The sequence below is a fragment of the Winogradskyella vincentii genome (genome assembly GCF_020166345.1).
Taxonomy (GTDB): domain Bacteria; phylum Bacteroidota; class Bacteroidia; order Flavobacteriales; family Flavobacteriaceae; genus Winogradskyella; species Winogradskyella vincentii.
The window spans coordinates 112,522-125,168 of sequence record NZ_JAIUJS010000004.1 but is presented as its reverse complement, the minus strand read 5'-3'; the positions used below and the strand labels follow the sequence as shown (position 1 = coordinate 125,168).

The following is a 12,647-nucleotide window of genomic DNA, read 5'->3' as shown; positions in this document are numbered from 1 at the left end:
TATGAGCAACTTTAATGATCTTAAATACAAGTATAATAACCTTGATCTGTTCGGTAAAACAATCGTTGTTAACTCCATTATTTTTGTTTTAAGTTTTTTGATAAACGTTTTATTAAAATGGGATGTTGCACAATATTTTGTGCTACCATCTAATTTTATGGACGCAATACTTCAACCATGGTCAATTCTTACTTATGGTTTTTTCCACAGTGGTTTTTGGCATATTCTTTTTAACATGTTATTGCTGTTTTATCTAGCCAGAGTAACTACAAATTTATTTAGGCCTAAAATGATGCTCAATGTGTTTCTTTTGGGTATTATTTTCGGTGGATTGGCGTATTTGGTAGTGGCAAATATTCTACCAACAAATTTTTTGAGAACACGTGGCGTACTCTTGGGTTCTTCAGCTGGTGTTTCTGCACTATTAATGTTTGTTGCAGTATATATGCCAGAAACCCAAATAAGACTTTTTAACGCCTTTACAGTAAAATGGAAGCACATAGCTATGGTTTTTGTAGCATACGATATATTTAGATTTTTTCTAGGTTTTAATCAAGGTGGATACGTTGCGCATTTTGGTGGTTACCTATTTGGTTATTTATATGCATCAAATCTATTGAAGGGAAAGGATATTGGTTCTGGCTTTGAACGAATGATGGATGGATTGTTTAGTTGGTTTAAACCAAAATCAAAGTTAAAGACAGTTCATAGAAAAAAAGGGAAAAGTGGCTATACTGGTAAAACAAAGCAAGAGTTTGATGCGTTTAATAAACAAAAGAAAATTGATATGATACTGGATAAGATTAGTAAAAGTGGTTACGACAGTCTTACTTCTGAAGAAAAGGAATTTCTATTTAAAGCCGGTAAGGATTAAAAATTAATGAAAAAATTAAATTTTTGGAATAAAATAGTTTTCACCATCAATTCATTGGTGGCTTTTTTATTGCTGATTTCTTATTTGTTGCCCTATGTTCCGCCTAAAAGCTTTGCTACGATATCTGCACTTAGTTTAAGTGTGCCAATTTTAATAATATTAAACATATTGTTTTTTATTTATTGGTTACTGCGTGTTAAGAAACAACTCCTTTTATCCTTATTGGTATTAGTTCTGGGATGGAATCATGTGACCTCCCTTTATAAATTCTCATCATCATTAAATGAGAAGGATAAGGACAATATTTCTATAATGTCTTTTAATGTGAGATTATTTAACCATTATAATTGGATACCAGATAAATCGGTTAGGGAAGATATTATAGCGTTCTTTGAAAGTGAAAGCCCAGAAGTAATTTGTTTACAAGAATATACAAGAGGCTTACCAATAAAGCTCGAAGGTTATAACCATTTCAATGCTCGATATATGAAAAATGTTAGGCCAGGAATGGCAATGTTTTCAAAATATCCAATTATCAATGGTGGTTCCTTGGACTTTCCAGATTCTAATAATAATGGATTATTTATGGATATAGTTAAGGGAAAGGATACCATAAGGGTTTATAATGTTCATCTTCAGTCCTCTGGCATTAATACGGATGTAGAAGCATTAAAAAATGAACCTTCAGATGGGTTATTTTCTCGAATAAAGAATGTATTTCAAAAACAACAAGAACAAGCTGAACTCATAAATCAGCATAGATCTGAAACAAGTTATAAGACAATTGTAGCCGGAGACTTCAATAATACTGCACATTCTTATGTATACAATGAAATTAAAGGTGATTTACTAGATACCTTCGAAGAGGCTGGCAACGGTTTTGGACGAACTTTTGACTTTAAGTTTTTCCCGTTTCGGATTGACTTTATTCTTGTTGATGAAGCTTTTAAGGTAAATGGGTTTAAGAATTACAATAAAAAATTATCCGACCATTACCCAATTAAGGCAACGATTAAATTAAATCAATAGGCAATCTGCACTATCAGCTATAATATGGCTTAACAATCCAATTGCGAAAAGTCTTGTTTTACCTGGTATTAATAAAACCAGATATACCATAATGGCATAATAAGAATGAAGAGGGTGGAAGTTGATACTGCATCTACTCGGATCAAATATGGGTGAAGCAAGTAAGTGGTCTAAATCAATACTAAACGCTAGGAGCATTATTAAATACCCTTTAAGCCATTTTTTTCTATAAAACAATAATGCAATGGCCAAAGGCAGAAAAAGATGTATTCCGTAATGAATTATTGGTTGAAGCATTAATCAATTTGTTGTCTAGTCAAATACAATTCTGTATTTGGACCTTCATTAAATAATAAATCGAGTATGCTTAGATTAGGTATAAATCCATGTTTTTGTGAAAAAACTTGAGTATAAGGTTCGAATTTAATAGCATTAAATTTCTTATTAACCAGATGCCTGTAATCATTGACATTAGATGGTGAATTTTCATACTGATTTGTGAAAGCCAAGTTCAAATCAAGTTGAAGGCTTTCTGTAATAATTTCAAAACACTTTAAATTCAGATCTAAAATAAATTTGAAATTATCTTCAAATATTGGCATAATATCATCAATATAGAATTCGTAAAAAGGTGACATGCGATAGGCAGATTCTAATGATTTTAAGTGAATCTTTTGCCAGTCATTTTCATTGGCGATTTTAACATCCTTATACAATTGCCTGTTTTTTTGAGTGTAAATAACTGGTACGGTAAGCGCTAATTTACCATTGGCGCCATAGATCTCAAAACGATTTCTAAAGGTTTGCTTTTGATAATTGTCACAGATTTCAAAATAAATTTTATCTGCATTAACAGCAGCTACAACATGAGCAATATTTGGAAAGTAAGTAGGATGTAGTAACCTCTGCATTATTTATTTAAACTACTTGCTTGCCTTAGCTTTCTTCTTTTTTCTCCATTTATTCAAGAATGTAATGCCAAAAACAACAACAATAAATGGGATTAAGTACGATGTTCTTTTACCACTTCCGCTAACAGTTGTAAATATTCTGTCCCATCGGAAGCTCCAATTTTTTACACCTTCCATTAAACCGTCTATACTCATCCATATAAAAACAGGCTTCCCAAACACATGGTCGTATGGCACAAATCCCCAAAATCTACTATCAATAGAATTATGTCTATTGTCTCCCATCATCCAGTAATAGTCTTGCCTGAATGTATATGAGGTTGTAGGGACATCGTCAATTAAAATTTCATTTCCTCTAGTCACTACCTTGTGTCCTTCATATTCTGAAATAGCACGTTTATATAAGGCTATATTTTCTGTGTTCAATTGAACAGTTGCTCCTTTTTTAGGTATATAAATTGGCCCAAAGTTGTCAATATTCCAGCTATAATTTGGATCTCTTGGGAATATATCTTCTTTAAGACCCTTTTCTTTTTTTATTGGAATTATCTCTGCAACCTCTGGATGCGCTTTTAATCTAGCAATTGCCCTATCTGTTGCTGCTGGTATTCTGTAATATCCTTCCTGAGTTCCATAACCCAATCCATCAGTGATGTCATGTTTATCTAAAATATCATAAATTCTTGAAGGTTGAAGGTTTCTCTTAAACCTTATATCATATGAAAATTGAATAATAGATCGAGGAGGTAATTTATTCTGCTCGCCATCAATGAATACATATCCATCTCTAATTTCTAATGTGTCTCCGGCAACACCAACACAACGTTTAACCAAATTAGTCTTTTTATCTATAGGCTTGTAATAATTCCGATCTGGCTTAAATTTATTCATATCCAGAAGCGTATCAGCCGGCTGATTGAATACCACTATATCATTTCGCTCAATTTTTTCAAAACCAGGTAACCTAAAATAGGGTAGCTGAAGTTTGTTAAGTAAACTGGTATTTCTATCTTCAAATTTATCACTAAACAAATATGATTTTTTCTTTAAAACCGGAATTGTATCATGAACCATTGGCGTTGCAACAGTTGTCATAGGTGCCCTTGCACCGTAATGAATTTTACTAACAATAAGAAAATCTCCTATTAGTAATGACTTTTCTAATGATGATGATGGAATAACAAATGGCTGAAAAAAATAAGTATGTACAATTGTTGCGGCTACTATGGCAAAAAGTATGGATGTAATCCACTCACCTGAAGATGTTTTGGGTTTTAGCCTTCTGGTTTCAATATATGTTACATCTTCAACATAATTAAGGTAAAATAGGTAAAACCCTAACGTCACTATACAAATAAGAGCATCTTTCTTAGTGTCTTTACCAAAACTACGTGCAGTTTCTACCCAAACTGCAGGAATCATTATTAGGTTAACTATTGGTAAGAACATTAATATTATCCACCACCAGGGACGGCTAATTATTTTCATCAAGATCACAGCATTATATATTGGTACAAAGGCTTCCCAAGCTTTTCTACCTGCTTTAATATATAATTTCCATGTGCCAAGGCCATGTATTATTTGTATAACTATTAAAAAGATGAACCACTGTGTCCAGGTCATAATATTATGTTTAGTCTAGTAGGTTGAAAAATATTTTAAAATGTTTCAATTCAAAGTTTAATTAACCAATGTTTAACACATCTTTCATTGTAAAAACACCTTTTTTGTCTTTAATCCATTCTGCTGCAATTACGGCTCCTAAGGCAAATCCTTGTCTATTATGAGCAGTATGCTTAATATTAATTGAATCTATTTTAGAATCATAGGATATTTCGTGTGTACCAGGAACATCTTTAATTCTTTTAGCGTTTATATAAATTTTATTTGCTTCAGGCTTTTCTATTGTCCAATTTTTATAATGGGTATTATCAATAATTTGCTCAGCAAGTGTAATTGCCGTACCGCTTGGTGCATCTAATTTTTGAGTATGGTGTATTTCTTCCATAGATACGGAATAATCATTAAGCCCTCCCATTAATTCGCTTAGTACTTTATTGAGCTCAAAAAATATGTTCACTCCTAAACTGAAATTAGACGCATATAAGAATGTTCCATTTTTTTTATTACAATAATCTACTATTGATTCATAGTCTTCAAGCCAACCAGTTGTCCCGGAAATTACAGGTATATTAGCATCTAGAGCTTTTGTTATATTCCTTACTGCTGCACTTGGAACGCTAAAATCTATGGCAACATCGCAATTTGAAAAATCAAATTTATCTTCCGGTTCGGAAATTTTTAATGTTATATGATGATTTCGATCAATGGCAATCTTTTCAATACTTTTACCCATTCTGCCATATCCGAGTAATGCAATATTCATATTCTAAAATTTAAAATTTACAGTTACTCCTAAATCCGAACTATTCTCCATTTCATTGTATTGGTAATGTGGCCTCAATGATAAATTTTCATCAACATTAAATTGAAGTAGATGTGCATCAACATTTGCATCTATAATGTTTAATGCATACAAACCAATAGTGATTAACAAAGAGACCTCCTTATTTCGCCGGTATAGTTCTTGAGCACGTATTAGACCGTCATCAGATATTTGTGGTGTGGTACCATCTCCATAAAACTCATCGTCAGTAAAACCAGCTAATCTGCGTTTATATGCATCACGAAACCTATCGAACTGCTTATCATTTTTCACATAAAAGTAAACGCCTGTACCTATAGCTCCCCAAACAATTGGTATTTTCCAGTATTTCTTATTGTAAGCTTGTCCTAATCCAGGTAATATTGCCGAATAAAAGGCTGCCTTAGACGGCCTCAGAGGATCAATTGGTGTTGTTTCAACTATACTTTGATTAATTTGAACGAGATCTTTGTCTAATCCAATGTTTGTGCTATCCTTTTCCTTTTGAGAAAATAATAGGCAGACTGAAAATAAGCACAGACAAAGTGTATATAAATGCTTATTTAGCACGTTGAACTAATTTTTTTATTCTATTAAAATCTTCTTCTGAGTGAAATGGTATAGTAATTTTACCGCTTCCATTTTTGGCTAGTTTAACATCTATTTTATGACCAAAATATTCGGAGAAATCTTTAATTCCTTTCTTAATAAACTTAGGCATTTCAGAAGTGGACTCTTCTTTTTTAGGGTCTTGTGGACCATTTAAGTTTTTCACTAATTGCTCTGTTGCTCTTACTGAAAGTTTGTTGGAGATAACTTTTTCATAAACTTCAAGCTGGTCTATTTGGCTTTCAATATTAACCATAGCTCTACCATGGCCCATACTAATAAAACCATCACGCATTCCAGTTTGAATAATTGGGTCTAGTTTTAATAGCCGCAAGTAGTTTGCTATTGTGGAGCGTTTTTTTCCAACACGCTCACTCATTTGTTCTTGGGTAAGATTGATTTCGTCAATTAAACGTTGGTAGGATAAAGCAATTTCTATTGGGTCTAAGTCTTGTCTTTGAATGTTTTCAACCAAAGCCATTTCTAAAGACTCTTGATCGTTCGCAATTCTTATGTATGCTGGAATTGTCTTTAACCCAATTAGTCTAGAAGCTCTATATCGTCTTTCACCAGATACAAGTTGATATTTGTTGAACGCTAATTTTCTAACCGTTATAGGCTGAATCACACCTAGTTCCCTAATCGAGGAAGCCAATTCTCTTAATGACTCTTCGTTAAAATTGGTTCTAGGTTGAAATGGATTTACCTCAATACTTTCTATATCTAATTCAACAATATTACCAACAACCTTATCCGCATTTTTATCCTCTGCAGAATTAATATCATTATCTGGATCCTTCAATAAGGCAGAAAGTCCTCTTCCTAAAGCTTGTTTTTTAGTTGCTTTCGCCATATACTTCATTTTTATTAATCAACTCTTTGGCTAAACTCAAATAGTTTGATGCTCCTTTACTACTAACGTCATAGTTTATAATGCTTTCACCGTAGCTTGGGGCCTCACCTAATCTTACATTTCGTTGAATAATAGTTTCAAATACCATATTACTAAAATGTTTTTGTACCTCTTCAACCACTTGGTTAGAAAGCCTCAAGCGAGAATCAAACATGGTTAATAACATACCTTCTATATCTAACGCCTCATTGTGTATTTTCTGTACACTTTTAATAGTATTTAACAGTTTACCAAGACCTTCAAGTGCAAAATATTCGCACTGAATCGGTATTATGACCGAATCTGAAGCAGTTAACGCATTTAAAGTTAATAATCCTAAGGAAGGTGCACAATCAATTAAAATATAATCGTAATCTGATTTGATATCGGCAATCGCCTTTTTTAGCATGTACTCACGCTCATCTTTATCAACTAGTTCAATTTCTATTGCTACTAGATCAATATGCGCTGGTATAATATCAACATTTGGTGCATTTGATTTTACAATGGCATCTTTTGCCAATTGTGTATGCTCGAGCACTTGATAAGAGCCAATTTCAACAGCATCTACATTTACGCCTAAACCAGAACTGGCATTGGCTTGAGGATCTGCGTCAATAAGTAGGACTTTCTTTTCTAATACACCAAGAGAGGCCGCTAAATTAACCGATGTTGTGGTTTTGCCGACACCTCCTTTTTGGTTAGCAATTGCAATGATTTTACCCATTAAATGATTTGGTTTTAATAGGGTTTAAAAATACAATTAATTATGGGTTTTGAAAACGGAAGTTGTTAACAGGTTATCCCTTAATTTTTTTGAATAATTTACAATTGTTAATCTATCAATATCTCTAAAATTTGAATTGCAGCTTCACTTATTTTAGTTCCTGGTCCAAAAACAGCTACTGCACCAGAATCGAATAAAAATTGGTAGTCTTGCTTAGGGATTACACCTCCAACAATAACCATAATATCATCTCTTCCGTAAGATTTTAATTCTTCAATTACTTGTGGGACTAGTGTTTTGTGACCAGCTGCCAAGGAAGAAACTCCAAGTATATGTACATCATTTTCTACCGCTTGCTTCGCTGCTTCTTTTGGTGTTTGAAACAGAGGGCCAATATCTACATCAAAGCCAACATCAGCATAGCCTGTAGCCACTACTTTAGCACCTCTATCATGACCGTCTTGTCCCATTTTGGCAATCATAATACGAGGTCTACGACCGTCTTGCTCAGCAAACTTATCAGCTAATTCCCTTGCTTTTTTAAAGCTTTTATCATCTTTGATTTCTTTACTATACACTCCTGAAAAAGATTTGATTTGTGCTTTGTAACGTCCAAATTCTGCTTCTAACGCATCACTTATTTCACCTAAAGTTGCGCGTTTCCTTGCCGCATCTACTGCCAAAGCTAGTAAATTTTCATGTCCTGATTTAGCAGCTTCAGTTAATTTATTTAAAGCCGCTTCAACGTCTTTCTTATTGCGCTCGGCCTTTAACTTATCTAATCGTTCTATTTGTTGATTTCTAACAGTCTGATTATCTACTTCTAAAATATGTAGTGGGTGCTCTTGTTCTAACTGATATGCATTAACACCTACAATTATGTCTTGTCCAGAATCTATTCTAGCCTGTTTTCTGGCAGCGGCTTCTTCAATTCTAAGTTTTGGAATACCTGCTTCAATAGCCTTAGTCATTCCGCCTAATTCTTCAACTTCTTCAATAAGTTTCCAAGCTTTATGGGCAATTTCATTGGTTAGGCTTTCTACATAATAACTTCCAGCCCAAGGATCTACAGTTTTGGTTATATGTGTTTCTTCCTGCAGATAAATCTGTGTGTTTCTTGCAATCCTCGCAGAGAAATCTGTAGGTAGTGCAATTGCTTCGTCTAATGCATTGGTATGTAAACTTTGTGTACCACCAAATGCAGCCGCCGCAGCCTCAATACAAGTTCTTGCCACATTGTTAAAAGGATCCTGTTCTGTTAAGCTCCAACCAGATGTTTGACTATGTGTGCGCAATGCCAATGATTTTGGATTCTTTGGATTGAATTGTTTTACCAATTTAGCCCATAGCATACGCGCTGCACGCATTTTGGCTATTTCCATAAAGTGATTCATTCCTATGGCCCAGAAGAATGAAAGTCTAGGAGCAAAGGTATCTATATCCATTCCAGCTTCTAGTCCCTTTCTTATATATTGTAGTCCGTCAGCAAGCGTATAGGCTAATTCAATGTCGCAAGTTGCTCCAGCTTCTTGCATGTGGTATCCAGATATACTAATACTATTAAATCGAGGCATATTTTGACTAGTATATTCAAAAATGTCTGATATAATTTTCATAGATGGTGTAGGAGGGTAGATGTAAGTATTTCGTACCATGAATTCCTTAAGGATATCATTTTGAATAGTACCTGCTAACTGTTCTGGTTTAACACCTTGCTCTTCTGCTGCGACAATATAAAAGGCCATAATTGGTAAAACAGCACCATTCATTGTCATAGACACAGACATTTTATTTAGAGGGATTTGGTCAAAGAGAACTTTCATATCTTCAACCGAATCTATGGCAACACCAGCCTTACCAACATCACCTACAACGCGTTCGTGGTCAGAATCATAACCTCTATGGGTTGCTAAATCAAATGCAACGGACAATCCTTTTTGGCCAGCAGCTAAATTTCGTCTGTAAAAAGCATTACTTTCTTCAGCTGTTGAAAAACCAGCATATTGTCTGATGGTCCAAGGTCGTCTAACATACATAGTAGAATAAGGCCCACGAAGATTAGGTGCAATGCCTGCAACAAAATCTAGATGTTCAAAATCTTGAATATCTTTTTTTGAATAGGTTGATTTAACTTCAATGTCTTCTGCAGTATGAAAAATTGACGCTTCTTTCTTGATTGAAGTGTTCTTTTTTGATTTTAAACTGATATGTTGAATTGATTTTCTCATAATATCATTTTCTCAATAAACGGGTCAAAATAAACCTCAAACGGAGCCATTAGATTTATTAGGACAGTTTTTTTATTTGACGATATAAAATAAGCATGTTGAAATGCCTGTTGTTCTAGTTTTTTATTTTCAATTTTAAAAATGGCCTTAAACACCTGTGTTTTGCCATTATCATTATGCTTAGCTGTTATTTTGGTATAATCTAAATCTGAATTCTGTGATAATTCTTCTTGATTTTGTCTAATTATACCTAAAAGGAACTTTGCATCCTGTCGAGAAATTGGAGTAAAAGGGACTGTGTTTAGCGTATATGTTGCATTAACTGCGTCATCAAAATATATGTAATGATTGCCTTCCATTTCCCTCATATGTTTTAATCTGGTACGCTCTATTTCTAACTCCTTATTGTCAGTCGCCAGGGAATCCAAAAGTTTCAAATAATCTATCGTTGAATAACGATTAAAACTAGTTGGCAAAAACAGTTTTATTCCATCATCACCTAGGTAATGTGTTTTACCATCTATGGTCTCAATGTCTTCAATTTGCGTCCAATCCGTTATGCCTTTTGCAACCTCCAAACAGGATGTTGAAAATAGACAACAAATAAATAAAAAAACAACTATAGATTTTCTCAATACCATAAATTATTCTTTATTTAACCTGCTGATTTCCAATTTTTCAGATAATCTTTTCTCAATAATTGGTTCAATTAAAGTTTTTCTAGATACTTTAGATAAGAAAGGACTTTTTTCAAGATTTTCTTTCATTTTATCATTAGGATTAGGGTGCTTATTTGTACCTAACAACACAAGTTTTCCAGAATCAAAATCTTCTTGTTCTTGCTTTGCACTATCTTTTATTTTTCTTTGAATAGTACCATATTTTAATTGTGTTAAAAACCCTCCATTGCTTTCAATCTCCTTAAAAAGATTAATAGCTTTTTCACCTATTTGATTGGTTAATGATTCAATATAATAAGCACCGTCAGAAGGATTATTTACCTTGTCTAAGTAGCTCTCCTTTTTAATTACCAATAATTGATTTCTTGAAATTCTATTACCAAACTCATTAGATTCATGATATAGGCTGTCATATGGTAAATTACAGATTACATCAGCACCACCTAAAATAGCACTCATGCATTCTGTTGTGGTGCGTAACATATTCACGTTATAATCGTAAATTGTTTTGTTACGTTTACTAGGAGTTGCCAATATGGTACAACTAGTATTGACATTATACTCTTTTGCTAAAACGGTCCATATTTCACGTAAAGCTCTGAGTTTAGCAATCTCAAAGAAATAATTAGAACCAACACTTACTGTAAATATAACTTGAAGTGATTTTTTCGAATCCGGATCAAGAATAGTATCAAAATGATTTAAATATTCATTTGCGTGTGACAATGCATATGCTAATTGTTGAATATTATTTGCACCTGCATTTTGATACAAACTCAAATCAATTGCAATTTGATTTGTAGCTTTAACAATGGATTCAAATCTGATATGATCTTCTTTTAGAGACTCAAACCAGTTCCCTGTTTTTGATAAATTCCCGATAATATCATTAAGGAATACAATAGTGCTCCTTGACTTGCTGGAATATTTTTGAACAAAGTCATTGGATAAAAATCTATTTTTAATAAAGATTGGAATGTTTACGGTATCCAAACCCTGCAATAGTTCTTCAACATTCGCTGATTCGTTCTTAATTTCTAAAATGAGACTTTCCGCTCCTCTTTTAATTGCGTCCTTGGCTGTTTTATTAGCCTCAATAGTCTCTTTTACAACGATGTGTTGGCAAATCTTCCAATTAGTTGCTTGACTTAATGATACTTCGGGTAACTCACTTAATTCATCTGAGTGATAAAATGGTTTAACATCTATACCATCGTTAGTGTTCCAGATCAGAGTATCATTATAATCAGCGCCTTTGAGGTCTACTTGTATTTTTTGCTTCCAAGCTTTTGAGGATACTCCCTCAAACTCATTAAATAACGTCTTATTCATCTTGGTTGTTTTTTGCTATGCTATCTTCGTATTCTATGATATAAATATCTTCATTTGGTTTTTTCATATTATAGGTTTCTCTGGCCATGCGTTCAACACCTTCTTCGGTACTTAACTCTTTAATAGCTTTATTGTCTTTAGCCATTTCATTTTTATAGTGTTGCTTCTGATATTCTAATTCTTTAATATCCGTATTTAATTCATGGTGAAACAACCAAGAATGGGCGTCAAAGAATAGCATCCATATTGCGAAACCTAATAATACAATGAAGTATATATTTTTAAATGGTTTGAAGTATTTAGATTTGAGTTTTGCCATTACAATTTGTCGTTAATTATAGTTTTAACGATATCCACTGCTACTGTGTTGTATCTGTTGTTAGGGATGATTATGTCTGCATATTCCTTCATTGGTTCAATAAACTGTTCGTGCATTGGTTTTAACGTGTTTTGATAACGCGATAAAACCTCTTCAATGTCCCTACCACGCTCACTTATGTCGCGCTTAAGCCTACGGATTAATCGTTCGTCTGAATCTGCATGTACGTAGATTTTAATATCAAATAAATCACGCAATTCTTTGTTGGTAAGTATTAATATACCTTCTACAATTATAACTTTTCTAGGATGGGTGTTTACAGTATCTCCTGTTCTATTGTGCTTAACGAAAGAATAAACAGGTTGCTCAATTGTTTTGCCGGCTTTAAGTTGTTTTAAATGGTCTACCAACAAATCAAAATCGATTGATCTTGGGTGGTCAAAATTAATTTTGACACGCTCGTCATAACTAAGGTGAGAGGTGTCTTTGTAATAGGAATCTTGGGAGATAACACCAACTTCGCCTTCAGGTAATTCTTTTAGTATCGTGTCTACTACTGTAGTTTTACCACATCCAGTTCCACCGGCAATTCCAATTATTAGCATTAAATAAAATTATAAA

Annotated in this window: 14 protein-coding genes; 2 read left to right on the top strand and 12 right to left on the bottom strand. The window is 33.4% G+C overall.

What is annotated here, in order from left to right:
• Window position 1: 1 nt before the first annotated feature.
• Both LBV24_RS09150 and LBV24_RS09145 read left to right on the top strand, forming a co-directional pair.
• The gene (locus tag LBV24_RS09150) at window positions 2-874 is read left to right on the top strand and encodes a rhomboid family intramembrane serine protease (protein WP_224478345.1); all 873 of its coding nucleotides are present in this window, start codon (window positions 2-4) and stop codon (window positions 872-874) included.
• 6 nt (window positions 875-880) lie between these two features.
• Window positions 881-1,903, top strand: coding sequence for an endonuclease/exonuclease/phosphatase family protein (locus LBV24_RS09145; RefSeq protein WP_224478344.1), 1,023 nt, complete (start codon window positions 881-883; stop codon window positions 1,901-1,903).
• On the opposite strand, the gene LBV24_RS09140 is transcribed toward LBV24_RS09145, so the two are convergent.
• The 12 genes from LBV24_RS09140 to udk form a co-directional block, all read right to left on the bottom strand.
• Window positions 1,892-2,200, bottom strand: coding sequence for a DUF6122 family protein (locus tag LBV24_RS09140; RefSeq protein ID WP_224478343.1), 309 nt, complete (start codon window positions 2,198-2,200; stop codon window positions 1,892-1,894). The two genes, LBV24_RS09145 and LBV24_RS09140, sit on opposite strands and share 12 nt — an antisense overlap.
• The gene (locus tag LBV24_RS09135; RefSeq protein ID WP_224478342.1) at window positions 2,200-2,814 is read right to left on the bottom strand and encodes a WbqC family protein; all 615 of its coding nucleotides are present in this window, start codon (window positions 2,812-2,814) and stop codon (window positions 2,200-2,202) included. The genes LBV24_RS09140 and LBV24_RS09135 overlap by 1 nt, the downstream gene beginning before the upstream one ends.
• Window positions 2,815-2,826: 12 nt before the next feature.
• Window positions 2,827-4,437 (bottom strand): signal peptidase I, encoded by a 1,611-nt coding sequence (gene lepB / locus LBV24_RS09130; protein WP_224478341.1) that lies wholly within the window; start codon window positions 4,435-4,437, stop codon window positions 2,827-2,829.
• Window positions 4,438-4,498: 61 nt separating this feature from the next.
• Window positions 4,499-5,200 (bottom strand): 4-hydroxy-tetrahydrodipicolinate reductase, encoded by a 702-nt coding sequence (gene dapB, locus LBV24_RS09125; RefSeq protein WP_224478340.1) that lies wholly within the window; start codon window positions 5,198-5,200, stop codon window positions 4,499-4,501.
• A 3-nt stretch (window positions 5,201-5,203) separates the two neighbouring features.
• A complete protein-coding gene (locus LBV24_RS09120) occupies window positions 5,204-5,809 on the bottom strand; it encodes a DUF5683 domain-containing protein (RefSeq protein ID WP_224478339.1) in 606 nt (201 codons plus the stop codon).
• Window positions 5,799-6,701, bottom strand: a complete 903-nt coding sequence (locus LBV24_RS09115) for a ParB/RepB/Spo0J family partition protein (RefSeq protein ID WP_224478338.1) — start codon at window positions 6,699-6,701, stop codon at window positions 5,799-5,801. The genes LBV24_RS09120 and LBV24_RS09115 overlap by 11 nt, the downstream gene beginning before the upstream one ends.
• On the bottom strand, window positions 6,685-7,467 hold the full coding sequence (locus LBV24_RS09110; protein ID WP_224478337.1) for a ParA family protein: 783 nt from the start codon (window positions 7,465-7,467) through the stop codon (window positions 6,685-6,687). The genes LBV24_RS09115 and LBV24_RS09110 overlap by 17 nt, the downstream gene beginning before the upstream one ends.
• A gap of 107 nt (window positions 7,468-7,574) precedes the next feature.
• Window positions 7,575-9,698, bottom strand: a complete 2,124-nt coding sequence (gene scpA, locus LBV24_RS09105) for a methylmalonyl-CoA mutase (protein WP_224478617.1) — start codon at window positions 9,696-9,698, stop codon at window positions 7,575-7,577.
• Window positions 9,692-10,336, bottom strand: coding sequence for a hypothetical protein (locus LBV24_RS09100; protein ID WP_224478336.1), 645 nt, complete (start codon window positions 10,334-10,336; stop codon window positions 9,692-9,694). Before LBV24_RS09100 ends, scpA begins: the two co-directional genes overlap by 7 nt.
• Window positions 10,337-10,339: 3 nt before the next feature.
• On the bottom strand, window positions 10,340-11,707 hold the full coding sequence (locus LBV24_RS09095) for a methylmalonyl-CoA mutase subunit beta (RefSeq protein ID WP_224478335.1): 1,368 nt from the start codon (window positions 11,705-11,707) through the stop codon (window positions 10,340-10,342).
• Complete coding sequence (locus LBV24_RS09090; RefSeq protein WP_224478334.1) at window positions 11,700-12,026, bottom strand: FtsB family cell division protein; 327 nt, start codon at window positions 12,024-12,026, stop codon at window positions 11,700-11,702. Before LBV24_RS09090 ends, LBV24_RS09095 begins: the two co-directional genes overlap by 8 nt.
• Window positions 12,026-12,631 carry a uridine kinase gene (udk, locus tag LBV24_RS09085; protein ID WP_224478333.1) on the bottom strand — a complete coding sequence of 202 codons (606 nt, stop codon included), beginning with the start codon at window positions 12,629-12,631 and terminating at the stop codon, window positions 12,026-12,028. The genes LBV24_RS09090 and udk overlap by 1 nt, the downstream gene beginning before the upstream one ends.
• Between the last annotated feature and the right edge of the window lie 16 nt (window positions 12,632-12,647).